At 44.7% G+C, this 26,558-nt stretch carries 25 protein-coding genes and 1 other RNA gene; 15 read left to right on the plus strand and 11 right to left on the minus strand.

Going from position 1 to position 26,558, the window contains the following annotated elements; genetic code table 11:
- Nucleotides 1-4 precede the first annotated feature (4 nt).
- Complete coding sequence (locus FN831_RS04730) at nt 5-307, minus strand: FAD-binding protein (protein ID WP_142527055.1); 303 nt, start codon at nt 305-307, stop codon at nt 5-7.
- Nucleotides 308-475: 168 nt separating this feature from the next.
- Here FN831_RS04730 and FN831_RS04735 point away from each other — a divergent pair, with 168 nt between their 5' ends.
- A complete protein-coding gene (locus FN831_RS04735) occupies nt 476-1,495 on the plus strand; it encodes a glycosyl hydrolase family 18 protein (protein WP_185960381.1) in 1,020 nt (339 codons plus the stop codon).
- Between the two features lie 39 nt (nt 1,496-1,534).
- Here FN831_RS04735 and FN831_RS04740 read toward each other — a convergent pair whose 3' ends face one another.
- The 3 genes from FN831_RS04740 to FN831_RS27610 form a co-directional block, all read right to left on the minus strand.
- Nucleotides 1,535-3,559, minus strand: coding sequence for a heavy metal translocating P-type ATPase (locus tag FN831_RS04740; protein ID WP_142527057.1), 2,025 nt, complete (start codon nt 3,557-3,559; stop codon nt 1,535-1,537).
- 69 nt (nt 3,560-3,628) lie between these two features.
- Entirely contained in the window at nt 3,629-4,045 is a 417-nt protein-coding gene (locus FN831_RS04745) for a Fur family transcriptional regulator (protein ID WP_142527058.1), read from the minus strand.
- Nucleotides 4,046-4,155: 110 nt separating this feature from the next.
- Nucleotides 4,156-4,794 carry a hypothetical protein gene (locus FN831_RS27610; protein WP_185960382.1) on the minus strand — a complete coding sequence of 213 codons (639 nt, stop codon included), beginning with the start codon at nt 4,792-4,794 and terminating at the stop codon, nt 4,156-4,158.
- Between the two features lie 141 nt (nt 4,795-4,935).
- On the opposite strand from FN831_RS27610, the gene gatB reads away from it, so the two are divergent.
- From gatB to FN831_RS04775, 5 genes are all read left to right on the plus strand, one after another.
- Nucleotides 4,936-6,399, plus strand: a complete 1,464-nt coding sequence (gene gatB, locus FN831_RS04755) for an Asp-tRNA(Asn)/Glu-tRNA(Gln) amidotransferase subunit GatB (protein WP_142527059.1) — start codon at nt 4,936-4,938, stop codon at nt 6,397-6,399.
- A 33-nt stretch (nt 6,400-6,432) separates the two neighbouring features.
- Nucleotides 6,433-7,539, plus strand: a complete 1,107-nt coding sequence (locus FN831_RS04760) for a TlpA disulfide reductase family protein (RefSeq protein ID WP_142527060.1) — start codon at nt 6,433-6,435, stop codon at nt 7,537-7,539.
- Between the two features lie 105 nt (nt 7,540-7,644).
- On the plus strand, nt 7,645-8,334 hold the full coding sequence (locus FN831_RS04765) for a response regulator transcription factor (protein WP_142527061.1): 690 nt from the start codon (nt 7,645-7,647) through the stop codon (nt 8,332-8,334).
- 30 nt (nt 8,335-8,364) lie between these two features.
- Nucleotides 8,365-9,087, plus strand: a complete 723-nt coding sequence (locus FN831_RS04770; protein WP_142527062.1) for an RluA family pseudouridine synthase — start codon at nt 8,365-8,367, stop codon at nt 9,085-9,087.
- 106 nt (nt 9,088-9,193) lie between these two features.
- Nucleotides 9,194-10,984 carry a chloride channel protein gene (locus tag FN831_RS04775; protein WP_142527063.1) on the plus strand — a complete coding sequence of 597 codons (1,791 nt, stop codon included), beginning with the start codon at nt 9,194-9,196 and terminating at the stop codon, nt 10,982-10,984.
- 554 nt (nt 10,985-11,538) lie between these two features.
- Here FN831_RS04775 and FN831_RS04780 read toward each other — a convergent pair.
- The 4 genes from FN831_RS04780 to FN831_RS04795 form a co-directional block, all read right to left on the minus strand.
- Nucleotides 11,539-12,942: a sigma-54-dependent transcriptional regulator gene (locus FN831_RS04780; protein ID WP_142527064.1), complete on the minus strand. Its 1,404-nt coding sequence runs from the start codon at nt 12,940-12,942 to the stop codon at nt 11,539-11,541.
- A 72-nt stretch (nt 12,943-13,014) separates the two neighbouring features.
- Nucleotides 13,015-13,400: RNase P RNA component class A (gene rnpB, locus FN831_RS04785), an RNA gene on the minus strand.
- Between the two features lie 80 nt (nt 13,401-13,480).
- Entirely contained in the window at nt 13,481-13,900 is a 420-nt protein-coding gene (locus FN831_RS04790; RefSeq protein WP_142527065.1) for a c-type cytochrome, read from the minus strand.
- Nucleotides 13,901-14,554 (minus strand): SCO family protein, encoded by a 654-nt coding sequence (locus FN831_RS04795; RefSeq protein WP_142527066.1) that lies wholly within the window; start codon nt 14,552-14,554, stop codon nt 13,901-13,903.
- Nucleotides 14,555-14,653: 99 nt separating this feature from the next.
- Here FN831_RS04795 and FN831_RS04800 point away from each other — a divergent pair, with 99 nt between their 5' ends.
- From FN831_RS04800 to FN831_RS04835, 8 genes are all read left to right on the plus strand, one after another.
- Nucleotides 14,654-15,655: a beta-ketoacyl-ACP synthase III gene (locus FN831_RS04800; RefSeq protein ID WP_142527067.1), complete on the plus strand. Its 1,002-nt coding sequence runs from the start codon at nt 14,654-14,656 to the stop codon at nt 15,653-15,655.
- Between the two features lie 6 nt (nt 15,656-15,661).
- A complete protein-coding gene (locus tag FN831_RS04805) occupies nt 15,662-16,039 on the plus strand; it encodes a hypothetical protein (RefSeq protein WP_142527068.1) in 378 nt (125 codons plus the stop codon).
- 123 nt (nt 16,040-16,162) lie between these two features.
- Nucleotides 16,163-16,597, plus strand: coding sequence for a hypothetical protein (locus tag FN831_RS04810; RefSeq protein WP_142527069.1), 435 nt, complete (start codon nt 16,163-16,165; stop codon nt 16,595-16,597).
- Entirely contained in the window at nt 16,597-17,220 is a 624-nt protein-coding gene (locus tag FN831_RS04815; protein WP_142527070.1) for an SCO family protein, read from the plus strand. Before FN831_RS04810 ends, FN831_RS04815 begins: the two co-directional genes overlap by 1 nt.
- Before the next feature lie 2 nt (nt 17,221-17,222).
- A complete protein-coding gene (locus FN831_RS04820; protein WP_142527071.1) occupies nt 17,223-18,803 on the plus strand; it encodes a PepSY domain-containing protein in 1,581 nt (526 codons plus the stop codon).
- A 122-nt stretch (nt 18,804-18,925) separates the two neighbouring features.
- A complete protein-coding gene (locus FN831_RS04825; protein WP_142527072.1) occupies nt 18,926-19,111 on the plus strand; it encodes a hypothetical protein in 186 nt (61 codons plus the stop codon).
- 54 nt (nt 19,112-19,165) lie between these two features.
- Complete coding sequence (poxB, locus tag FN831_RS04830) at nt 19,166-20,890, plus strand: ubiquinone-dependent pyruvate dehydrogenase (protein WP_142527073.1); 1,725 nt, start codon at nt 19,166-19,168, stop codon at nt 20,888-20,890.
- A 4-nt stretch (nt 20,891-20,894) separates the two neighbouring features.
- A complete protein-coding gene (locus FN831_RS04835) occupies nt 20,895-21,866 on the plus strand; it encodes a 2-hydroxyacid dehydrogenase (protein WP_142527074.1) in 972 nt (323 codons plus the stop codon).
- On the opposite strand, the gene FN831_RS04840 is transcribed toward FN831_RS04835, so the two are convergent.
- Both FN831_RS04840 and FN831_RS04845 read right to left on the minus strand, forming a co-directional pair.
- Nucleotides 21,863-22,159 carry a chaperone modulator CbpM gene (locus FN831_RS04840; RefSeq protein ID WP_142527075.1) on the minus strand — a complete coding sequence of 99 codons (297 nt, stop codon included), beginning with the start codon at nt 22,157-22,159 and terminating at the stop codon, nt 21,863-21,865. The two genes, FN831_RS04835 and FN831_RS04840, sit on opposite strands and share 4 nt — an antisense overlap.
- A 23-nt stretch (nt 22,160-22,182) precedes the next feature.
- Nucleotides 22,183-23,103: a DnaJ C-terminal domain-containing protein gene (locus FN831_RS04845; RefSeq protein WP_142527076.1), complete on the minus strand. Its 921-nt coding sequence runs from the start codon at nt 23,101-23,103 to the stop codon at nt 22,183-22,185.
- Nucleotides 23,104-23,530: 427 nt separating this feature from the next.
- Between FN831_RS04845 and FN831_RS04850 the strand changes: the two genes are divergently transcribed.
- On the plus strand, nt 23,531-24,544 hold the full coding sequence (locus FN831_RS04850) for a LacI family DNA-binding transcriptional regulator (protein WP_142527077.1): 1,014 nt from the start codon (nt 23,531-23,533) through the stop codon (nt 24,542-24,544).
- Nucleotides 24,545-24,619: 75 nt separating this feature from the next.
- Here the strand turns inward: FN831_RS04850 and FN831_RS04855 are convergent, their stop codons facing one another.
- Nucleotides 24,620-26,353 (minus strand): phospho-sugar mutase, encoded by a 1,734-nt coding sequence (locus tag FN831_RS04855; RefSeq protein ID WP_142527078.1) that lies wholly within the window; start codon nt 26,351-26,353, stop codon nt 24,620-24,622.
- Nucleotides 26,354-26,558 lie beyond the last annotated feature (205 nt).

The following is a 26,558-nucleotide window of genomic DNA, read 5'->3' on the forward strand; positions in this document are numbered from 1 at the left end:
AGCATCACCTTTGGGAATTGTCCGGATGGATATCAATCACCGGTCCGACATCTGCAAATGAACGTCCCTGCCAGTCGTGCCCTCCGCCACGTACTGATAATCTGATGTTCTTTTTTTGAGCGAGTATCACTGCTGCCTGTACATCTTCCTTGGTTTCGCAATGGCAGACCATGGCTGGCCGGTTATCTGTTACCGCCCATCCCTGATATGACGCAGCATATTTTTCAGTCCCCGGCAATGCTATTTTATTCTTTAATACTTCTTCAAGTTCTTCCTCTGTCTTTTGATTCCAATCTGTCCTGTTCATGATAGTTGGTGGTTTCAATCAAAGATGGAAAGACCGAGATCGCAGTTCAATACCCAAAAATGGGGAAGAAGCGGGTGCTTGTGGATCACCTGATTTGGGGATGTTTTATAATAACCATAAATACTTTCTTTGTTTGAATTGATTCATAAACAAATTTTAATGCGAACAATGAAAATAAACAGACCCTTTGTATCATTATTGGCGTTAAGCCTAATGGCTATCCTGTCTTGTTCTAAAAAAGCAGAAAATGAACTGAATGCAAACACTGAACAAAATGAAGCCGTGTTAAAGAAAAACGACACTGGAGCGCAGGCTGATTCTTCATTCCGGGTCATAGGTTATTTCCCGGACTGGGGAGATGTGGACCAGGTGCAGTTTGATAAGCTCACGCACATTGATTATGCCTTCGCGCTGCCAAATACTGACGGCAGCATCGCCGAAATTGCTAATCCTACTCTGTTGAGGTCCCTCGTACAAAAAGCGCATGCGCAAAATGTAAAAGTATTTATTTCTGTTGGCGGAGGAACTGCCGCTGCAACAAATGCATTCAATGCACTGGCTGCCGGTAATGCCAGCCGCGAAAAGTTCAGGCTCGCATTAATAGAATTAATCAGCACATATGCGCTTGATGGGGCAGATATAGATTGGGAATACCCTGTAAAAGGTGTTAACGATGGTGACTATGCAACCCTCATTCAGCAACTGAGCATTGCCTTGCATAACGAAGGAAAGCAGCTGAGCACTACCGTTACCGGCAGCTACGGGGATTTTGTTCGTACCAGTCTTTATACTCATCTGGATTTTGTCAATATTCTTGCTTATGATGAAGGAACAACCTATCATTCAACGCTGGATATTGCAAAAAGATCGTTGGATCATTGGTTGGGCTTAGGTTTACCTGCATCTAAGGCGGTACTGGCAGTTCCATTTTATGGCTTGTCTCCAACAAAAGATGCGCTCGCATTCAGTGGTTTGTTAGCCCTTGGTGCAGATCCTTACAGTGATGTTTTTGGCGATTATGGTTACAATGGTATAACTACGATTAAAGCTAAAACAGATATGGCTTTTGCACGTGGCAATGGAATTGCAATTTGGAACCTGGCGCATGATGCCACAGGCGCAAATTCCCTGCTGAGCGCTATTTATACCGAGGCACAAAAACTGAAAGGCTCCGCAGCTAAAAAATAAAGCAGCTCTGCATCAACTCTGATTTGAAACCCTTTTACATTAGAAGGGTTTCATTTTTTGGATTCTTACCGCATTCAAAATCGCCAGTAAAGCAACACCCACATCGGCGATTACTGCTTCCCATAGCGTTGCCACCCCACCGGCGCCCAAACTGAGCACGATGATCTTAACGCCCATGGCCAGCGCAATATTCTGCCATACGATGTTCCTGGTGAGCTTTCCGATTTTGATTGCGGTAACTATTTTTGAGGGCTGGTCATTCTGGATCACGATATCTGCAGTTTCAATCGTTGCATCGCTGCCGAGGCCACCCATTGCTATTCCCGCATCTGCCAAAGCCACTACAGGAGCATCGTTGATGCCGTCGCCCACAAAAGCAATCTTTCTGCCCTCATTTTTTAAGGACTCTACTTTCTCCACCTTGTTTTCCGGTAAGAGATCGCCATAGGCCTGGTCTATGCCTAACAGCGCTGCAATTTTATCGACTACCCCCTGTTTATCCCCGCTCAGCATCACCGTTTGCAGGTTCAGGCTGTGCATCGCTTTAACAGCCTCAATCGCATCTTCTTTTAATTCATCCGCAATGGTGATGTATCCGGCATATTTGCCGTCCACAGCAATTACCACAACTGTATCTTCTTCATTAGCAGCAGACTGGTCATAGCTGATTTTAAACTGATCCAGCAACCTTATATTCCCGGCAAGAACTTCTTTGCCATTTACAGTACCCTTTAATCCTTTGCCGGCAACTTCTTCTACATTTTCCGCGTCATCCGGCTTTACGTCCGAAGCAGCTCTCTTACTTCCGCCAGCATATGCCGTAATGGCCAGCGCAATAGGATGCGTAGATTTGCTTTCCAGTGCAGCGGCCAGATTTACCAGTTCCTGTTCGTTTCCATCAAGAGCTACTATCTTTTGTACATTAAAAACGCCCTTTGTCAGGGTTCCTGTTTTATCCATCACCACCGTATTGATGGTGGTGACCACGTCAAGGAAATTGGAACCCTTAAATAAGATACCGTTTTTCGAAGCCAGTCCAATTCCGCCAAAATATCCCAGCGGTATAGATACAACCAGCGCGCATGGGCAGCTGATTACCAGGAATACCAGCCCCCTGTATAACCATTCGGTAAATACGTAATGATCTGCGATAAAATAGGGCAGGCCTACAACCAGGACGGCAAGGGCAAAAACCGCAGGAGTATAGATTTTCGCGAAGCGGGAGATAAAAAGCTGGGTTTGAGATTTCCTGGCGGTGGCATCCTGTACCATTTCCAGTATTTTGCTGAGCTTACTGTCTTTAAATAATGCCAGCACTTTAACTTCCGTGACCGTGTTCAGGTTGATCATACCAGCAAGAACACTATCACCTTTTGCTTTGGTGTCGGGCTTGCTTTCGCCCGTCATGGCGGCGGTATTGAACGTGCCCTTTTCAGATAACAGTTCACCATCCAGTGCTACCTTCTCACCGGCTTTAATCTGGATAATCTCGTTGATTGCCACTTCAGAAGAATGCACGCTTTCAGGATTTCCGTTTCGTAGTACGGTAACCATATCCGGACGGATGTCAAGCAAGGCTTTGATGCTGCGTTTTGCATTGGATACGGCGCTGTCCTGAAACCATTCGCCGATAGAGTAGAAAACCATCACTGCAACGCCTTCGCTGTAGGAGCCGATGGCAAAAGCACCAATGGTGGCCACGCTCATCAGGAAAAACTCATTAAAAAAATCCAGGTGCATGGCTTTTTTAAAGGAAATCCTCAGCACTTCCCATCCAGCAAGTAAGTAGGCGGTGCCAAAGATCAGCAGCTGAATGATGTTTGCCGGACGGAAATGAAAACCAAAGTCCAGGATAAGCATAACTGCCAGGATGAATAACGCAGATAAAAGGGGGAGCTGTCCCTTCCAGCTGGCATCGTGTTCGCCGCCATGGTCGTGGTCATGGTCGCCCTCCTCGGCATGATCATGACCTTCATGGTCATGTCCTTCGTGGCTATGGTTGATTATCTTTTTTTTCGGTTCTGGTTCTGTTGAACAGCATTCGCAGGCATGTGGTCTACTCATACTGTAAAAGTAATCAAAAGAGGCTTGCAATGGTATTGCAAACTCACAACAGAGCTGCTCCCGCTTTTACTAAGCGATACACTTGCTGCAGGTTCCCTTTACCATCAGGTTTACTTCTTCTGAAGCAAAGCCTTCGGGCAGGGTTACCTGAGGGATCTTTGATTTTGGAAGACAGGAAGTTTCGCGGCAGGCGTTACAAAAGAAATGTACATGGAGGTCGTGATGGTGCCCGGCAACACAATCTTCTGCGCAGAGGGCATACTTTGGCGCGCCCGACCCATCGTCGATGCTATGCACAAGCCCTTTTTCTTCAAACTTTTTGAGTACGCGGTAAATGGTTACCCTGTCTGATGGCCCAAGGCCCTTTTCGAGCTCAGTCAGGCTGATTGCCGAAGCCTGGTTCAGCAGAAACCGGAGTACCAGGAGCCGCATCGCCGTAGGGCTGATCTCTTTATGTACCAGTATGTCTTCTGCTTCTTTGATCATAATTTCTTTAGCTTGCCGGGCGGTTGATGTAAAAATAAAAAAAGTTGTAGAGTATATGGGCATTTTGACCATATACTTTACAACTCAATGATAAATATATATGAGGTTGATTAACCTCTGTGGCCACCTCTGCCGCCACCGCCGTGGTTACCGCCGCCACCGCCGTGATTGCCACCATTTCCTGGGCCACCATGGTTACCACCATTTCCGGGGCCTCCGTGGTTTCCGCCGCCACCGTGGTTGTCGTGTCCTCCGCCATGGTTATTAAATCCTCCTCTTGGGCCGCCATGATCAAATCCGCCCCTTGGGCCGCCATGATTATAACCGCCTCTTGGGCCACCATAATAGTTATTTCTGTGGATTACAGTAGTTCTGCCGCCGTAACCGCCCCTGTATCCGCCACCGCGATAATTGGTAACATATCTTGTGCGGTATTCATTGTGGCGCATCCATGGATCCCGCGAATTGATCACGATTTTCCTGCCGCCATACAGATCATAACCTCTGTAACGTGAAGGCAGGTAACGTCTGTGAACCCAGCTTCCGCCTTCCAGATATACGTACTGTCTGGTTGGAACATCATAGTAGCTATCTACATCTGGCAGGTAGTAGTAGTCTACATGATTATAGCCTCTGGGCCCCCAGTCCGGCTGCAAGCCGATGTTTACACTTAAACTCACCTGGGCTTTTGCAGGTACAGCTGCCAGAGATCCGATCCCGATTGCTGCGATTAAAAGTAGTTTTTTCATAATGGTTACATTTGTGTGTGATAACATTAGTTCAAAGTTTATGCCAATGATTATAATTTTTCTAACCCCATCCGCATAAACTTATTTGGTTATATTTGTGAGACAGTAATTCCCGACATTAGTTTAATTTATTGCCCCTAAATGATTACGAAAACTGCAGTTTCTGCCACAGAATTTGAATTGGTATCAGGCTTAGAGATTCACGTTCAGTTAAATACGGCCTCCAAAATATTTTCTTCAGACAGTGCTGCATTTGGTGCCAAACCGAATGAAAATATCTCTGCAGTCTCCCTTGCACTGCCTGGAGCACTGCCCAAATTAAATAAAGAAGTGGTGGCAAAAGCCATCAGAATGGGCCTTGCCCTTAATTGTACAATCAACCAGACCAACTTTTTTGACAGAAAAAACTATTTCTACGCAGATCTTCCCAAAGGGTACCAGATCACGCAGGATAACCGCCCGATCTGTCAGAACGGATATATAGACCTTACCCTTAGTGACGGAACGGAAAAGAGGATCGGTATTAACCGTATCCATTTGGAAGAAGATGCCGGAAAAAGCCTGCACGACCAGAATGAACAGTATTCGTATGTCGACCTTAACCGTGCCGGTGTGCCGCTAATAGAAATTGTTACCGAACCTGATATCCGCTCGGCTGAAGAGGCTTCGGCCTTGCTTACCGAAATGAGAAAACTGGTAAGGCACCTTGATGTAAGCGACGGGAATATGGAAGAAGGAAGTTTGCGCTGCGATGCAAATATTTCTATCCGCGAGCGTGGCACTATAGAATATGGTACGCGCTGCGAAGTAAAAAACCTGAATTCTATCCGGAATGTTCGCAGGGCGATGGAGTTTGAATTTAACCGCCAGCAGGAACTGGTTTCTGCAGGCGGGGCAATCATACAAAGCACCCTGACGTTTGATGCCGACCAGGGGACTACCGCGCCGATGAGAACCAAAGAAATGGCCAACGATTACCGTTATTTCCCCGATCCTGATCTTCCGCCTGTATATATATCGGATGAATGGCTGGCACAATTAAAAGCAGCGATGCCGGCTTTGCCCAAAGAAATTACTGCGAAACTGGTGGCGGATTTCGGGCTGAGCAATTCGGAAGCCGCAATTTTTGCTGAAGATACCCTATTGCTGGAATACCTGAATAAGGCCCTGACAACAGTTAAGCAGCCTAAAAGTCTGATCAACTGGTTAACGGGACCTGTAAGGGCATTACTGAATGAGCAGCAAACCGGTATTTCGTCTTTTGGCCTCAGCCCTGCACAGCTTGCTGCGGTTATAAACATGGTCGACGAGAAAAAGATCACCCAGCAGATTGCCTTACACCAGCTTTTACCCGCCATTCAGCAGAAACCGGGAGCGGATGTAACTGCGCTTGCAGCAGAAATGAATATCCTGATCGTGGAGAACAGTGATGAGCTTTCTGATTTTGCAGACCAGGTACTGGAGAAATTTAAACCGCAGGTACAGGCATATAAAAATGGAAAAAAAGGCGTTATGGGATTATTCGTAGGCGAAATAATGAAGCTTGCCCAGGGAAAGGCCGATCCTCAGAAGATCAATGCGTTGCTGGAAGAAAAGCTGAAATAACAATAAATGATAGCATCTAATATGAGTTCATCAATGAAAAAGATCTTCTTCTTCCTGGCACTGTGCATCGCATTTGTAGCCTGCAAAGACAAAAGTAAATTTGAAATCGGAGGCAAGTTCCAGAATGCACAACCAAAAAGTAAGGTGTACTTGTATTCGATCGTGAAGAATAACGAGACTGCAATAGACTCTACCGTTTTGTCTGACAAAGGGGAGTTCAAGTTTACCGGCAATGCGCCCGAGGTAGATTTTTTCAAAGTAAAGATCGACAACAGCGAGTATGTGCTGATTGCAAAGAATGGCGATGTGATCAAACTGGAAGCAGATCTTTCCAGTCCAACGCTCGACTATAAGCTTTCAGGTGCAGACGAAGCGGATAAACTCGAAGAATTAAACAAGAACAGGAACCAGTATGTGGCGAAGCTGACTGCGCTGGAAACCCAGTTCCAGGAGAATGTGGTGAAAAACCCGGAAAGCAGACAGGCCATTATCGCGCAGATGAGCCCTGAGCTGATCAAAGTGAAACAGGAAATGGTTGATTATATCCTGAAGTTTGCGATGGATAATACAACCTCACTGGCAAGTTTTTATGCGATCAATTCATTAAGCCCGAGCGATTACGAGCAGGAGCTGCTGGCTTATGCCGACAAGATCAAAAGCAATTTTAATAAAAATGAAGCCGTAACCGATTTCCTCGTAAGAATGGCCAAACTCAGATCGGTACAGGTTGGACAGCCTGCACCAGATTTTAACATGCCGACAATCGACGGGAAAACTATCAAATTATCCAGTTTAAAAGGCAAATATGTGATGCTTGATTTCTGGGCCTCATGGTGCCAGCCCTGCAGACAGGAAAATCCCAATGTTGTAAAAGCATATCATAAATATAAAAACAGGAACTTTACGATTGTAGGCATCTCCCTGGATAAGGATGCTGCCGCCTGGAAACAGGCTGTTGCCCAGGATGGCTTAACCTGGACACACGGCAGTGAACTCAATGATTTTGAGAGCGCTACCGTAAGGGCCTATCAGGTAGATCAGATCCCGGCATCATTTATTCTTGATCCTGAAGGTAAAATCATTGCCAAAAACCTTCATGGAGAAGAACTGGACTCCTTTTTAAATAAGACTTTACGTTAACCCTAATTCCATGTTAAACTAAGGGATGCTATTAACAATTTGTTAACCTGCATTTAACCTCTTTGTATAATTGATTACTTAATTTCGTAACAAATATTTAAAGCCATGAGCACCGTAAAACAAAAGATACTGATAGTTGATGATGAACCTGATATTTTAGAGTTAATAGAATATAACCTTAAAAAGGAGGGTTACCAGGTTTACCTTGCCAGCAATGGCCAGGATGGTATCGCGGTAGCAAAGAAGGTGCATCCTGATCTGATCATTCTTGATATTATGATGCCTAAGATGGATGGGATAGAAGCCTGCCGTTTAATGCGAGCTATACCTGAGTTCAAAAATACATTTATGGTATTCCTTACCGCCAGAAGTGAAGAATATTCTGAGATCGCCGGATTTAATGTTGGCGCTGATGACTATATCGCCAAGCCCATCAAACCAAGGGCACTGGTAAGCAGGATCAATGCCATACTGCGACGTAATGTAAGTAACGACGAAGTTTCTGAAAATAAAGTGGAAATAGGCGACCTGGTGATCGACAGGGAGGCTTACCTTGTATATCAGAACGGAGTGAAGGTTGTCCTGGCTAAAAAAGAATTTGAACTGCTGTACCTGCTGGCTTCAAAACCGGGTAAAGTATATACCAGGGAGTCTATCCTTAAAAATATCTGGGAAGATTCTGTAGTGGTCACCAACAGGACCATTGATGTCCATATCCGCAAACTCAGAGAGAAATTAGGTGAAACTTATGTAGCAACAGTGAAGGGCGTGGGGTATAAGTTCGAACTTTCTTAGTACTTTTGTACTTTAAGAAAACCCGCACCATTGAAATATCCTGTATTTAAAGATCTGATTCTATTCGAAGACGATAACCATATCGTTGTTAATAAGCCGCCATTTGTTGCCTCACTGGATGAGCGTGGCGGCTCAGGCGAAGTAAATATCCTTCGCCTCGCAAAACAGTACTCAGAAGACGCCCAGGTTTGTCACCGCCTGGACAAAGAAACTTCCGGAGCTATTATTATTGCTAAAAATCCTGAAGCCTACCGTTCTGTATCCATGCAGTTCGAAAAACGCAGGGTCAAAAAGACTTATCATGCTGTTGTAGACGGACAGTATTCTTTTAATGAGCTTTTTATTGATCTGCCGATCTTAAATGATGGTAACCGCAGTGTAACGATCGACCGCAAGGAAGGTAAACGCGCCGAGACGATCTTTAATTCCATCAAATTCTATAAACATTATACCCTGGTAGAGTGCAAGCCCATTACGGGCCGTATGCACCAGATCAGGATCCACCTGGCTACACAGCGTGCTGCCATTTGTGGCGATACCTTATATAAAGGCAAACCGGTATTTTTATCAGCTATTAAAAAAGGATACAGGATTGCAAAAGATGACGATGAACAGCCGATCATGAAGCGTTTTGCCCTGCACGCCAAACACGTGATCTTTAAAGGCCTTGATGATAAAGACATCGAAGTTGAAGCACCATATCCTAAGGATTTTGCTACACTAATAAAATTACTGGATAAGTTTGACAGTTAGTATGCTGTCCTTCCGGTAAACCTTCTGCCAGCGATCTTTGAGCTTAGTTTTTGATTGACTGATAGAATTGATTGTTAAATAAGTTGTACTGTTTAAACAGAAAATAATGTATGTAAGACTGGTAACCTATCTTGACAGACTCAACCAATACCGCCGCACTAAAATATCCAACAGAAATTTCCTTGTGATTGCAGCTTTGCTGGTGGGTATCCTGGCGGGGCTCGCTGCAGCAATATTAAAATCGCTTACGCACCACATCGAAGATTTTTTGCAGGATGGCTTTCACTGGCAATATAAATATTACCTTTTCCTTGTATTTCCACTGATCGGGATACTGCTCTCGGTAATGTACGTGAGGCGTTTTATCAGAAAGGGAAAGTTTGAAACCGGCCTTACGCCCCTGCTGTATACCATCTCTAAGAAGTCGAGCCGCGTAGAGCCGCATAACATCTATTCACAGATCATTACTGCTGCCCTAACGGTAGGTTTTGGTGGTTCCACAGGCCTCGAAGCTCCAATCGTTCAGAGTGGTGCCGGCATCGGCTCAGTGATCGGCCGTTTCTTAGGCTTATCCTACAGGGAAACAACAATGTTGCTGGCCTGCGGGGCAGCTGCGGGGATTGCCGGTGCATTTAACAGCCCTATTGCAGGCATCGTTTTCGCTATTGAGATCCTGTTACCTGAATTTTCTATACCTGCCTTTATTCCACTGTTACTGGCTTCGGCAACTGCAGCTGTGGTAGCAAGGTTCTTTTATAATGAGCAGCTGTTTTTCCTGGTAACAGAAGGCTGGCAGTTTAATGCGCTGATCTGGTATGTAGTTCTTGCTGTACTGATCGGGGTGTTCTCTATCTACTTTAATAAGATATATTATTTTATCAAACATGTGTTCCATGACATCAAAGGCCCATATCACCGTGTGATAGCTGGTGGAGTAGTATTGGGCGCAATGGTATTCCTGTTCCCTACCTTATATGGCGAAGGGTATATCACCATCAAAAACCTGCTGGGCGGTAATTACAGCACGGTGATCACAAACAGTATCTTTTCTTCATACAGCAACCTGCCATGGGCGATTATCCTGTTTACTACGATTACGCTGTTTGCAAAATCTGCGGCTACGCTGATTACCCTTGGTGCTGGTGGTAACGGGGGGATATTTGCGCCAAGTCTAATCATGGGCGGACTGATCGGTTTTGTCCTGGCTTTTACGATTAACACGCTGGGCATTGCCCAGGTTAATGTGGCAAACTTCATCGTGGCAGGAATGGCCGCCTCCCTCAGTGCGATTATGCATGCACCGCTGACCGGGATTTTCCTGATCGCTGAGATTACCGGTGGTTATGTCCTGATGGTTCCGCTCATGATCACCTCTGCAATAGCTTATCTGATCAGCCGCGGCAAGTATAAATATTCAATATATACCAAGCCTCTGGCTGAAAGCGGCGAGCTGATGTCTTATGAAGATAAGGATGCAACAGTCCTTCATATGATGAAACTGAAGTACCTGCTCGAAAATGATTATCTGGTACTCAATGAAAGTGAAAGGGTTGCTGAGCGGCTTCCTGATATTTTGAATTCTAAAAGAAATCTTTTCCCGGTAGTAGGAGAGGACAAGACTTTCAAGGGGCTGATCTATGTAGAAGATATTTTAAAGAAAGCTGTGAATACTCCGGCTGCTGCAGAATTGTCTGTACACGACCTGATGCAGACTGCACCAGACGTACTTTATATCAATGATTCCCTCAAAAATGTGCTTGCAAAGATGGAAAAGGAAAATGCCTGGCTGCTTCCTGTACTGAATGAACAGGAAGAGTTTTTGGGAATTGTGTCCAAGACAGCAATATTTAATAAGTACAGGGCACTGCTGAGCAGGCAGGCGGATTACATGAGTTAAGGGGGGAGATTTTCTGGGGAAAATAAAAATGACCTCAGGTTTCAATGCTGCCTGCCGCTGAAACGCGCCAGAAGGCATTGAAACCTGAGGTCATTTTTATTTTGGAAGCCAGTCAATCCTCTGGGAGGATCCGGTTGCTGGGCGCATACCTTTACAACGCCAATGATTACTTATGTCGGGTGATCATATTCCCAGCGCCTAAATCTTACTGGGCGCATACCTTTACAACGCCAATGATTATTTATGCCGGGTGATCATATTCCCAGCGCCTAAATCTTACTGGGCGCATACCTTTACAACGCCAATGATTATTATGCCTGGTGATCATATTCCCAGCGCCTAAATCTTACTGGGCACATATATTTATAACACCAATGATTATTATGCCGGGTGATCATATTCCCAGCGCCTAAATCTTACTGGGCGCATACCTTTACAACGCCAATGATTACTTATGCCGGGTGATCATATCCAGCCCCTAAATCTTGTTGGGCGTATATTTTTATACCGCATATGATTAATTATGCTGGCTTTATAGCCTGGATTAAAAAGCGTTACTCTGTAACTCTTTTTAATCCAAATTTCTCAATCTTGCTGTACAGGTGACTGCGTTGAATATCAATGTCGTCAGCAGTTTTGGAAACGTTCCAATTGTTCTTTTCCAGTTTGAATTTGATAAACTCTCTTTCAGCATGATCTTTATAATCCTGAAAGTTATTGAACTTATCATAATTCGTAGAACTTACGGCAGTGCCGTTAGAGCCGTTTGAAGAACCTGCGGCACCAATATTTGTTCCTCCGCCCGGATTGGCAAATGCAGCTACATCATGTTCTGTGATGATCTTGTCGCTGAGGATGATCAAACGTTCGATCATGTTATGCAGTTCACGTACGTTACCCGTCCAGGGAAGGCCTTTTAAGGCTTCCATTCCGGCGTCGCTGATCTTCTTAACCGGCATGCCATAATCTTTACAGATATCTTCTAGGAAGCTCAGTGCAATTTCGGGAATATCTTCGGTACGCTCTGTAAGGTGCGGTACGTGGATGTTGATGACGTTTAAACGGTGGTATAAGTCCATTCTGAAATTACCGTCTTCGATCTCTTTCATCAGGTCTTTGTTTGTTGCTGCAAGTACACGAACGTTTACTTCCAGTTCTTTCTCGCCACCTACACGGGTGATTTTGTGTTCCTGCAAGGCGCGCAATACCTTAGCCTGTGCAGAAAGGCTCATGTCACCAATCTCATCCAGGAACAGGGTTCCGCCGTTGGCCAGTTCAAACTTGCCGATTCGTTGTTTCACAGCAGAGGTAAATGAACCTTTTTCGTGACCAAACAATTCACTTTCAATCAGCTCAGAAGGGATTGCGGCACAGTTGACCTCGATCAGCGGGCTTTCAGAACGCTGGGATTTCTCGTGCAGCCAGCGGGCTACCAGTTCTTTACCACTTCCATTTGCACCGGTGATCAGTACGCGGGCTTCAGTAGGGGCAACGCGTTCAATCGTTTCCTTAATCTTATTGATATTTTCAGAGCTGCCAAGGATATCCCTGGTTTTGCTCACTTTTCTCTTTAATACTTTGGTTTCTGTAACCAGGTTGCCTCTGTCCAGGGCATTTCTTACCGTGATCAGTAAACGGTTCAGATCAGGTGGTTTGGAAATGAAGTCGAAAGCTCCTTTTTTACTTGCCTCAATCGCGGTTTCTACAGTACCGTGACCGGAGATCATAATAAAAGGAAGGTCGGGGCTGTAGGCCAGTGCCTGTTCAAGCACTTCCATACCGTCCATCTTGTTCATTTTGATATCGCAAAGTACCAGGTCAAATTTCTTTTTCCTGATCAGATCTAACCCTTCAACGCCATTATCAATATCCTCAACTTCATAGTTCTCATACTCTAAGATTTCACGTAAGGTGCTTCTTATCGCACGTTCATCATCAATAATTAATAATTTTGCCATAGGTTGTACTCTCTCTTCTCTTTTATAGGATACTAATATATTTACTAATTATCAATTAATGCTGATAAAATAAAAAAATGCAAGCCTGTAAGCCGGGTTCTGTACCCTGATTGCTCAGGGCTTCTATCATTAATCTACTATAAACGTTGCCATTTATCTCTAACGACCTACCCACTGACATCGGACGAGCAGCCCTACATGCGTCAGCCTATTTGGTCTTTCAACTCCCGGGGTTTACCAGCTCTTCCGGTCGCCCGGAAAATTCGTGAGCTCTTACCTCACGTTTTCAACCTTACCTGTGCCTGAGCCATCGGCGGTATACTTTCTGCGGCACTTTCCATAATTCAGGTCTTCATTCCCAAACCTCTTCCCGTTAGGAAGCGGGATGCTCTGTGTTGCCCGGACTTTCCTCTTTAAGATGCAAAAGCATTACTTACAGCGATAGAACAGCTTGCATTTTGCGCAAAGATATAAAACCTGACTAAGAATACGCTAACATTTCAAAATGAATGAAAGGCTGTTTTTGCGGCAGCTTTTGTTATCTACATTGCTTCAGGTCTTTCGCAACCTGCTCGCTGCTGTACATGCCCTGTTTGTGCCCAAATCCATTGGTGATATATACAGTCAGCTGTGCGATATCAATACTGGCCATATTAAAATCAGGCATTTTGCCTTCATACACCTTTCCATGAATAGTTACCGGGCCAGACAAACCATTTTTGATGATACAGGCCAGCCGGGTTTTATTGTTCTTCATGAAAACGCTGTCGGTAAGGGGCGGGGTAAGTTCGCCCAGTCCTTCGCCCTTTTCGCCGTGGCAATTCTGGCAATGTTTGATATAAAGGTCTCTGCCATTTACATAGTAAGCATCACGCTGTACAGATTCTGCAGTCTGGCAGGAATAAAACATGCTGACAAGCGCAAGCGAAAAAACAGATAATATGATCAGTTTTCTCACCTAATTCTTTTCTTCAGCAAGTAAAACGGGAATGTCCTTCTCCAGCTGTGCCACCTGTTCAGGATTGGTACCGTCGTAAGCCCCGCGGATCCTTTTGTGCTTATCAATCAATACCAGATAGCCCTGGTGCACATAACCCTGCTTATCATTATTATCCTGTTCCACAGAAACCAGATAGCTTTTGGTGGCCAGTGTGTATACGGTATCTTTTGCACCATACGCAAACTGCCATTTAGGCCCGTCGACACCCAGTTTCTGAGCATACTTCTTAAGTACAGCAGGGGTGTCGTATTTAAAATCTATCGTATGGGACAGGAACATCAGATCAGGATTATCTTTAAAATCTTCGAATATTTTTTTCATGTTCCTGTGCATGATCGGGCAGATGCTGGTGCAGGAAGTAAAAAAGAAATCTGCGATATATACTTTGCCTTTAAAATTATCATTGGTAATATAAGTGCTGTCCTGGTTGAGCAGCTTAAAGGCAGGTATGGTTTGATAAACTGTATCTACTGATGTGGTTCCGTCACTGTTCTTCACGGTTTTTGTATCTCTTAAGCCATATATCGGCAGCTTTCTTTCGCCTTTGCATGAACATAAAAACAGGATTGCCGCCAGGATAAATGTTGTGGGAACCGGAAAATAGTATTTCATATAAATAGATTGTTAAGGCAAAGGTACATTACTATGAAAATAAAGTGTAAGGTAGCTGTAAATATTTATTAGTTTTGCCCAAAGAATTTTTAGCACTTAATGAGAAAGAGATATAACGCTGCCATAACAGCTTTAGGGGGATATGTACCGGACACGATTTTAACTAACCACGACCTCGAAAAGATGGTGGATACGAATAATGACTGGATTATTTCAAGAACTGGGATAGAAGAAAGACGGATCTTGAACGACGATTCGCTGGCAACTTCCGATTTAGCTACTATGGCGGTGAAAAGACTGTTGGAAGACAGTAATATAAACCCTGATGAAATCGAATGCGTAATCGTAGCTACGGCCACGCCTGATTATATTATGGTATCTACAGCAAGCATTGTCTGTGAGAAAGCAGGATTGAAAAATGCCTGGGGCGTGGATTCCAATGCGGCCTGCAGCGGATTTTTATATGCCCTCACGCTCGGGGCCAGCCTGGTTGAAAGCAACCGCTACAAAAATGTAATTGTAGTTGGTGCTGATGCAAACAGTTCTATAGTAAACTACGAAGACAGAAATACCTGTATCCTTTTTGGGGATGGTGCCGGTGCAGTATTGCTGGAACAGACTGAAGAAGAAGTTGGACTGATAGACAATGTCTTCAGGACGGATGGCGTAGGTAAAGAACACCTGATTGTAACTGCAGGCGGGTCATTGCATCCTTCGTCAGCTGAAACACTCAGTCAAAAATTAAATTATATCTCTCAAAACGGAAGGGTAGTTTTTAAAGCAGCCATTGAGGGCATGACCCAGAGCTGTAACGAGATCATGGAGCGTAATGATATGGTTGCACAGGATGTCGACTGGCTGATTCCTCACCAGGCCAATCTGAGGATCATCAAAGCGGTAGGCGAGAAGCTTGGGCTTAAGGAAAGCCAGGTGAAAGTGAATATACAGCGTTACGGAAATACCACTGCCGCAACCATCCCGTTATGTATGTGGGAATTTAAAAACGATTTCAAAGAAAATGATAATATGCTGCTGACAGCATTTGGTGCCGGGTTCTCATGGGGCGCCACCTATTTAAAATGGGGAAAATTAAGAGGATAAAAATCGATGCTGACACGTACCATTGCCATCATACTTTTATTTAGTTCACTTTCAGTAAACCTGTCGGGGCTCTTCGTCTTCGCAGGTTTCGAAATGAATGAAAGTTATATTGCAAAGGAGCTGTGTATCAATAAAAACAGACCAGAGCTGCATTGTAATGGTAAGTGTTACCTGATGAATAAACTCAAACAGGCACAGGACAAAGAGCAGAAACAGGAACACCAGTTCCAGAAAATACAATTGCAGCTGCAGGAAGCCCTGGTTGCCCAGCCTTTCGTATTCAAACAATATTCCATCGCAGCCATTCATTTCTGCATTCCTCTAAACACAGGGATGCCGGTTGCCAGGGTAAATGCTGTATTTCATCCCCCACAGCTCAGCTGATCATCTGTTATTCAGCCATTTTTATACAATCCGGCTGATTCAATTCTTATTTCTAAATCTCATCCGCTAAAACTGAGCATCTGATAATGATGCTGCGTGATGATACATGTAATTAAAATACTGATGAAAGCAATTTTAGCCCTTTTTGCACTTGCTGTAATAGCAGGTTCATGCACGCCCGCTGCTGATTATAAAAGCGAAAGAGATGAAGTCATGAAGTTTCATGATGTAGTGATGGAAGATCACGGCAAACTCGTAGATAACCAGATGAAACTGGATACTTTAATTAAATCCCTGTCTTCGGTCAAAACTAAATACCCGGCAATTGATACCCTGAAAGAAAAAAAGGCAATGAAAGATGTCTTACAGCGGCTCAATACGGCAGAAGAACTGATGAACGACTGGATGCATAAATTTGAACCAGACGTAACAGGTAAATCTGATGCCGATGCTGTGGCCTATTTCAAAGCAGAACGTATTAAGATAGGCAGGATAGATAGTATTTATAAGGCAGAGATCCGCCTGTCAGGTGATTACCTCTCTAAATTCAGGAAGTAATGGCGAACAGAATTATATACCTCGCATTCCTGCTGCTACTGAGCCTCCTGAACGTTTGCTCAGGTTGCAAGCACAAGGAGAGACATCTTCCTTTCCTGCAGCAGGAAGTTAATGGAAAAGACACCCTCTACAAAACCATTCCTGCTTTTACATTCCTCAATCAGGACAGTACAGTGGTCAGCAATAAGGATTTTGACGGAAAGATTTATGTAGCAGACTTTTTCTTCACCTCCTGCCCAACAATTTGCCCTGTAATGCACCGTAACCTGTTAAAGGTATACGAAAAATACAGGGATAACCCGGACGTAAAGCTGGCCTCACATACCATAGATGCCAAATATGATACCCCATCCAGAATGAAGGATTATGCTACTAAACTAGGCGTAAAGGGAGATCAGTGGGAGTTTCTCTGGGGAACCAGAGACAGCATCTATGCAATCGCAGAACGCAATTACCTGGTAACCGTAGGGCAGGACCAGAAAGCCCCGGGAGGGTTTATCCATCAGGGATATCTGGTACTGGTAGACAAACATAAGCGCGTACGCGGGTATTATGACGGGACAGTTGATGAACAGGTGAAGCAGCTGCTGGATGATATGGACGTTTTACTTGAGGAGAAATAGCCATGGGAGAAACAACGTCAGCAATCAAGCGACAGGTTAAACGCAACATGTACAAATGGCACCGGGTCTTGGGGATCATGACAGTAATTCCTGTGATCTTCTGGACTTGTTCAGGATTAAGCCACCCAATCATTGCACACTGGTTTAAAGTGCCGCTGGCACATGAGTATATGAAACCCGAAGCGGCAGACCGCCAGCAGGTAAAGCTTTCCATCCGGCAGGTGCTGAGCAACAACGGGATCAATCGCCTTACCGGATTCAGGATGGTACATTTTGAGGGACAGACCTTCTACCAGGTGAAGAACAGAAAAAACGAGCTCAGTTATTTTTCTGCTGCAGATGGCAAGCGACTGCCTAATGGAGAACAGCTTTATGCAGCATACCTTGGCCGTTATTTCCTGGGAGACCATACCTCAAAAATCAAAAGCATTGAGCTGCTTAAAACTTTTGACGGCGAATACCAGTATGTGAACCGTTTGCTCCCTGTATGGAAACTGAGTTTCGACAGAAAAGATAAAATGGATGTTTATGTAGAAACTGCCCAAAGCAGGCTGGCCAATTACAATGACAGCAACCGTAAAATATTTCTCTGGTTATTCAGTAATTTTCACAGTTATGCTTTTATCGCAAAGATTACCAGCAATACAATCAGGTATACCCTGATCCTTGTTTTTGCCGGTATCGTCATATTTTCGACGCTAAGCGGCCTGCTGGTTTATGGCTTTCTGTGGAATAAATTTAAAAAACCCGCCGCTGGCCAGAAGATTGGGTTCCTCCGCAGGAACCACCGCGGCATCGGGATCGCTGTTTCGTTGGTTACGCTGAGCTTCATCGGCTCTGGTGCTTATCATGCTACGCATAAGTTTACACCAGATGACAGGATCAATTATGTTTTTGAACCCGAGATCAGCAGCACTGAACTGGCCTTCTCCTCAAACGATTTGCCCTTAAACTGGAACGAGGTAAGCAATATATCTGTTGCGCGTTTTAATAACAAAACATGGTACCAGGTGAGGCGGCTGAAGCAGGAAGACGATAGCTGGAAAAAACAGCAGGTAGCCAAAGCCGAAACATTTGACAGTAAGCCTAAAAAGGTTAAGCCTGATCTGGATTACTATGACGCTGTTACCGGTGAGCCGTTGCCGGACGGGATTATGGAACACAGCTACAGCCTGGTGAAACACTTTGTAGCCCAGGGGGCGGCTGATGGTGAACCGGCCTGCTGTGAAATGATGGCCAATGCAGCGGCAGACCAGTCGGCACCCCTGATCATCTCATCTTCAGACTACCTTACAAAGTTTGATACCGACTATGGTTTTATCAATAAACGGCTGCCCGTGGTGAAACTCGCTTTGAGTACGCCAACTCACCTTACCTATTATGTTGAGCCTGCTACAGGACGGATGGCTGCAAAAGTTCAGGACAGTGACAGACGCGAGGGTTTAAGCTTTGCCGTTTTCCATAAATTTTTGCTCGTTGATTTTGCGGGCAAGAACTTCAGGGATTTCCTCACAGCCTTTGCGGCGATGGGCGTTTTGGTGGTAAGCGTGCTGGGGCTTATCCTGTTTATTAAAACGAATTAGTGATGTGTTAAAGTGTAAAGTCTTGGAATCGTCATAAAGATCAGTAATGAGCAGAAATAAGGTTATGCCCTAAAACAAATCACAAAAATTACTGTTCTTTATTTAAATTAACAGGATAGAACATGAAAATATTCAAAATCTTCTTACCCTTTCAGCAGATGCTGGTAGCAGTAACAGAATTATTTAATACAAAGACTACTTCAAATTACACCCTGGTACCCGTTAGGGTAAAAGAGGCCGACCGGTTCGGGATGCTCAAAGCACGAGGCTCACAGCGCGGACATAACCAGGGAAACAATATACTTTAAGAATACATGAAAGCTGCCCCAAAAAGGCAGCTTTCATTTTTATACGCATAAATTATGGCAAAGACAGTAGCAGCAAGCTTAGTGGAGATACTTGAGCATGCCGGAGTAAAGCATGTGCACGGAGTTGTGGGCGATTCCCTTAACGGGATCGTAGATGAAATCCGCAATTCAAAAACTATAAAATGGATCCATTACCGGCATGAAGAGGCCGCTGCCTTTGCAGCCGGTGCAGAAGCGCAGTTGACCGGCCGCCTTGCCGTATGTGCAGGGAGCTGTGGCCCCGGAAACATGCACCTCATCAACGGATTGTATGATGCGCACCGCAGTAATGCACCTGTATTGGCTATTGCAGCACATATTCCCAGTGAGCAGATCGGGACCTCGTATTTTCAGGAAACACGGCCAGAATCGCTTTTTCGTGAATGCAGCTATTATTGCGAGACGATCGCTTCTGCGAGACAAATGCCCCGCGTATTGCAAATCGCCATGCAGCATGCCATCGGCCAGAATGGTGTAGCGGTGATTAGTTTGTCGGGTGATGTAGCCATGGAGAAAATGGAGGATGAGAAACTGGAGCACGCGATATTCCTCAACCGGCCGGCAGTGCGCCCTTCCGACGAAGAACTGCAAAAGCTTGCACAGCTGATCAACCAGGCAAAGAAAGTGACGCTGCTATGTGGTGCCGGATGTGCCGGCGCACATGATATGCTGCTGGCCTTGGGCGAAAAGATTAAATCTCCCATGGTACATGCCCTTCGCGGTAAGGAGCATGTACAACATGATAATCCTTACGATGTGGGCATGACAGGACTGATCGGAATCTCCTCAGGTTATCACGCCGTGGAAGAGAGTGATCTGCTGGTAATGCTGGGCACAGACTTCCCATATAAAGAATGGTTCCCCTCAAAATCTAAGATTGTACAGCTGGATATCCGCACAGAGCGCCTGGGCAGACGTTGCAGGCTTGATCTTGGGCTTACCGGTGATGTTCGGGAAACGATCAAAGCTGTGCTTCCTTTTCTGGAAGAAGTGACAGACAAATCCTTTCTGGAAAAATGTCAGGAGCGCTATCAGGATAACCGGAAAAATTTACTGGAGCATGCCAAACCTGTATCAGGACACGCCATCCATCCAGAATACCTGACCAGGGTACTCAGTGAAAAGGCAGATGCCAATGCGATTTTTACCACAGATGTAGGTACGCCAACAGTATGGGCGGCCCGCTATGTAGATATGAAAACCGGCAGGAGACTGATCGGCTCATTCAATCACGGATCTATGGCCAGCGCTATGCCGCAGGCAATAGGCGCACAGTTTGCTTATCCTGAGCAGCAGGTGATCGCACTTTGCGGTGATGGCGGATTTGCCATGCTGATGGGCGATATACTCACGATATTCCAGTATGACCTTCCCGTAAAACTGATTGTGTATAACAACAGCTCACTGGGCTTTGTAGCCATGGAAATGAAAGTAGGGGGCATGCCTCCTTTTGGTACCGACCTTAAAAATCCTGATTTCGCAAAGATGGCAGAGGCTATAGGGATAAAAGGAATCAGGGTTGAGGCGGCGGAAGATGTTGAGGCTGCAATTGCTGCTGCACTTGCACATCCCGGCCCGGTGCTGGTAGATGTTGTTGTGAATCAGGCAGAACTGTCAATGCCGCCGAAAATTGAATTTGAACAGGCCAAAGGATTTGGGATTTACATGCTCCGCCAAACGCTTTTAGGTGACGGAAAAGAGGTTTGGGATACACTAAGCTCAAATTTTTTAGGTAAATAGCAGTATGAATGTATTTATCACAAGGGTAATTCCCGAAGCAGGGCTGAAGCTGCTGAAGGATGCCGGTTTCACTGTGAAACAATGGACAGAAAAAAGAAAACTAAGTACTGAAGAGCTGATCGAAGAATGCAAATGGGCTGATGCACTGCTCAGCGCCGGACAACAGCTGAACAGGGAATTCCTGGAAGCAAGCGCACACCTGAAAGTAATCGCGCTCAATTCTGTAGGTTACGATAATGTTGATATAGAAACGGCTACACGCTTGAAAATACCTGTTGGGAATACACCGGGTGTGCTGAGCGGAGCCACTGCAGATACAGCATTTTTGCTGATGATGTCGGCCGCAAGGAATGCCTTTTTTATGCATAAAACAATCATCAGCGGAGATTGGGATTTCTTTGAGCCTACGGCCAACCTTGGAAAGGAACTTACCGGCGGTACACTTGGGATATTCGGATTGGGTAAGATTGGTGTGGAAATGGCGAAACGCTGTAAAGGTGCATTCGGAATGAAAGTGATCTACCACAACAGGAACAGAAATGAGGATGCCGAAAAAGAACTGGGCGCAACCTATGTGTCTTTTGAAGAACTGCTGAAGCAGAGCGATGTCATCTCAGTTCATACTGCGCTTACGCCTGAAACAGAAGGTAAATTCAATGCGGAGGCCTTCAGGCAGATGAAATCTTCGGCGATCTTTGTCAATACCGCCCGCGGAAAGATCCACAATGAAGAAGACCTGATCAGTGCGTTAAACGAAAAGCTGATCTGGGGCGCAGGGCTGGATGTCACTAATCCTGAGCCCATGAAACCCGGCAATCCCTTGCTGACGATGCCTCATGTTGCTGTGCTGCCGCATATCGGCTCTGCTACAGAAACCACCAGGGATGCGATGTCCAAACTGGCCGCAGAGAATATCATTGCGGGACTCAAAGGGGAGAGGCTTCCTTTTCCCGTTAATCCTGAAATATACAGTTAATGCCCGGGTTCATGAAGATGGACCTGGCTTTTCAGCGTTTCAATCTCGTGCTGCAAGCGTTTGATCTTTTGCAGCAGGCCCATGATCGCTTCAATACCCTCTATATTGATTTGCAGCTCATAGTGGAAATGGATAAAACGTTCCATTTCCACTAACTGCTTATAGTGTATGTATTTATTGTCTTCAATTACAGTTAGCACAATTAAGCCCGAATCTTCGAGAGCAACAATAAAAGAAGGTTCAACTGCATATTTATTGCAGTAATCGTTTATTGTGATTAATTCTGTTTCCATAGCAATATGAATAAAGAAAAATTCTATTTGGACAATTCACGCAGTTCATTGAACAGCGCTGTTTCTTTTTCTGTTAAGCCTGTAGGTATTTTAACAATATAAGTTACGAAAAGGTTCCCGGATTGTCCTTCTTTTTTATATACCGGAAAGCCTTTGCTTTTCAATCTGATTTTAGTGCCGTTTTGCGTGCCCGGAGCAACTTTAAGCTTCACCTTTCCATCCAGTGTTTCCACAGTGACATCACCGCCCAGTACTGCTGTGTAGAGGTCTATCTCCTTATCCAGGTAAAGATCGTCGTTCAGCCTTTTGAACTGGGCGTCATCGGCTACGGTTATGGTCAGGAACAGATCCCCGCTGGGGCCATTGTTTGCGCCTGCGCCACCCTGGCCGGCCAGTTTAATCACCTGTCCGTTGGCGATGCCCGCAGGAATTGTGATCCTCAGGTTTTTACCGTTAACGGTAATTGTTGGTTTATGCGTAGTTGCTGCCTCCCTGAATGAAATTTTCAGCTCTGCCTGCAAATCCTGGCCTTTAAACCTGGCGTTGTTCCTGCCAGACCTGCTGCCACCGCCACCAAACATAGATTCAAAGAAATCGGAAAAGTCGCCCCCGCCAAAACCACCCGAACTGCCACGGCCGCCGCCGCCGCCAAAAGGATTGCCGCCGCCAAAGGGATTACCTCCCCGGCCGCCCTGTCCGGACTGGTCAAACTGGTCGGCATGTTTCCAGTTTTCTCCGTAATCATCAAATTTCTTCCGCTTTTCGGGATCGTTCAGCACTTCATTTGCTTCGTTAATCTGCTGAAACATCTTGTTGGCCTCTTTATCGTCGGGATTTAGATCAGGATGGTATTTCCGCGCAAGTTTTCTGTATGCTTTCTTAATATCGTCCTGAGATGCTTTTTTATCAACGCCCAGGATCTTATAGTAATCAATGTATGCCATAATGTAATAGATATTACCACAAATTTACGCTTTCTGCCGCTAATAATACATTATGGCCGATAATCAGTTGTGATATGATGATGATATGAAATTTTCGCCAAAGTATGAAAGCGGCAGTTCTGCGCAGCCGGTCTATTGCATCATTTCTTGCGTATTATTCTGGTTACAAAAATATCTTTGTAGTTTTTATTACGTATTTTTTATTAAATTGCTAATAGACATTATTACCAAAATTAAATACTACTTATGATTAAACCAATAAACAGCTTTTGTCATTCCCCGATTTTCCCTCAGCGCAACACCTGTAATTATCCCATTTAGCGTAAAGCTGTCACTGCCCCGCTGAAAATAAAATGCAGGAGACAGTTGAGACTGTTTTTGAATTAAATTTTATTTTTCTAGCTTGGCGATCTAATCAAAGAACCAAATGAAACCCCTTTCCATAAAGGATATTGCCAAGAAGGCGAATGTATCCATTACCACAGTTTCTTTCATATTAAATGGCAAAGCAGAAAAAATGCGGATCAGCCAGGATATGATCACAAAAGTGGAAAACATCATTAAAGAGTTGGGCTTCAGGCCAAACCAGGTGGCGAGAAGTCTCCGTACAGGAAATACAAAGACCATTGGTTTAATCGTTGAAGATATTTCCAATCCTTTCTTTGCCTCTATTGCAAGGCTGATCGAAGATAAAGCATACAGACATGGCTATAAGATCATATACTCCAGTACTGAAAACAATATTGATAAGGCAAAGGGCCTGATCAGGATGTTCAAAGCCAGACAGGTAGACGGGTATATTATTGCACCTATGCTGGGTATGGAAGAAGACATCCGCGGACTGATCAAAGACCGCACACCAGTAGTGGTGTTTGACAGGCATCTGCCCGGTCTGGAAGTAAGCACCGTGCTGGTAAACAACATTGAGGGCACCACCATGGCCACTGAATCATTAATCAGGCAAGGTAAAAAGAATATCGCTTTTGTAACTGTGGATGTGGAGGCCGATGAAATCAAAGACCGTTATTCAGGATACGTCAAAGCTCTGAAAGCTAACAAGATCAAGCCCAATGATAAGATCTGCAAACTGATACCGTTCGCCAATAGTGCCGACGAAACCACTGCCGAACTGGTAACTTTCTTTACCGAAAACCCGGAGATAGACGCTGTCCTTTTTGCCACCAACTACCTGGCAGTGCGTGGACTGTTCGCGTTCAAAGAACTCAACAAACAGATCAGTGATGATTTCAAAGTGATTGCATATGACGATCATGATATCTTTAAACTGCATTCACCTTCAATCAGTGCGGTATATCAGCCTATTGAAGATATTGCCGATCAGGTAATTACGCTGATCCTTAAAGGCCTTTCTACAGTAGACACCTTTGAAGAACCCGAACTGAAACAGATTGTGCTTTCCTCAACTTTGATTGAGAGGTAGTTCCAGAAAGATATATTAAAAGAAAAGGCCCTTTCTATAGCAGAAAGGGCCTTTTTATTTTTATGGGGATCAGGACTATGCCTGTAAATCCTCCATCAGTGTTTTGATTTTCTGGCCTAAAGCAGCATCAGCTTCTTTAAACTGTGCTTTATCGGCCAATGGGCCGTTCACACTGCAATAGAATTTGATTTTAGGTTCAGTACCTGAAGGACGTGCAGAGATGATACTTCCATCTTCAGTGATAAACTGCAGTACATCAGATTTAGGGAAATCCAGTTTGGTTTTCTCGCCGGTTCCCAGGTCTGTTTCAACACCCAGTTCATAATCTTTCAGTAAGCTTACTTTAGAACCGCCTAAGGTAACAGGAGGGTTGTTCCTGAATTTTTCCATCATGGCCTTGATCTCTTCAGCACCGGTCTTTCCTTTTTTGGTCAGGGATACCAGTTCCTCTTTATACAAGCCATATTCTACATACATATCCAGCAGTGCATCATATAAGCTGCTGCCTTTATCTTTATAGAAAGCAGTCATCTCAGCGATGAATGCGCAGGAGATGATCGCATCTTTATCCCTTACCAGTTCCCCGATCAGGTAACCGTAGCTTTCCTCGCCACCACCGATAAATGTTTTCTTGCCCTGCAGGCTGGTAATCAGCTGCCCGATAAATTTGAAACCTGTAAGGGTATTGTAGTAAGTTACATTTTTAGCCTTGGCGATCTGCTCGATCAGGTTAGAGGTAACAATTGTTTTTACAATATACTGGTCGCCATCAAGCTTGCCTTTTTCTTCCCAGGCCGTAAGTAGGTAGTTAATCAGCAAACTTCCGGTCTGGTTTCCGTTCAGCAATACAAACTCACCATCGTTATTTTTTACAGCAATACCAACCCTGTCTGCATCCGGGTCTGTTGCCAGTACCAGGTCTGCATCAATATCCTGTGCTTTTTTCAGCGCCAGTGTCAGTGCTTCCTTCTCTTCAGGGTTAGGATAAACCACTGTAGGGAAGTTACCGTCCGGTGTGCTTTGTTCTTCTACCAGTGTAAGGTTAGTAAAACCAAACTGCTCCAGTGCTTTTGGTACCAGTGTGATTCCTGTACCATGAATCGGAGAATAAACGATCTTCAGGTCTTTCTGACGTGCAATCGCTTCCGGGGATACTGAAAGTTCAGTAATCTTATCCAGGTACAGTTGATCTATTTCTTCGCCGATCAGTTCAACATTGCTGTCGATACGGTCAAATTTCACTTCATCAATGCTTTTAATATTTGCTACTTCTTCCATAACAAGCACATCGTCAGGAGAGGTAAACTGGCCGCCATCGGCACCATAGGCCTTGTAGCCATTGTATTCTTTAGGGTTATGCGAAGCAGTTAACATTACACCGCTGCGGCAGCCCAGTTCCCTGATCGCAAAGGAAAGTTCGGGAGTAGGGCGCAGTGCCGAGAAAAAGTACACATGGATGCCATTGGCCGAAAACACATCTGCGGTAATTTTTGAGAAATAATCAGAATTGTTCCTGCTGTCGTGCGCAATCGCTACTTTAATCTGTTCACCGGGATATTTTTTCAGCAGGTAATTGCTTAGTCCCTGTGTTGCAGTACCTATTGTATATTTGTTGATACGGTTTGAGCCGGGGCCCATTATTCCACGCAAGCCACCGGTTCCGAATTCAAGACTTCTGTAAAAAGAGTCCGTCAGCTCTGTGGTAGCTTCTGTGTCTACTAATTTTTGGATTTCGTCTTTTGTTTCCTGATCATAATTGCCGTTAAGCCATTCATTAATGGTGTTTTGTGTAGCTGCTTCTAGTTGCATGTTTTCAATTAATTAGTAGATATATACTGCATGTGTAACAAAATATACGGGCCATGTGTTTGGCAGATCCATAAAATCATTTCTGCATCCAGATTTTATTTTGTTTATGTCGTGTTTATTTGGCGCGTTTTGTTAATTTCACGCCCCAGTACAATTATATACCAAAAAAACTGAATTAAAAATACCTGCGTCAAATTAAATAATG

This window comes from Pedobacter westerhofensis, assembly GCF_900182595.1.
GTDB lineage: Bacteria > Bacteroidota > Bacteroidia > Sphingobacteriales > Sphingobacteriaceae > Pedobacter > Pedobacter westerhofensis.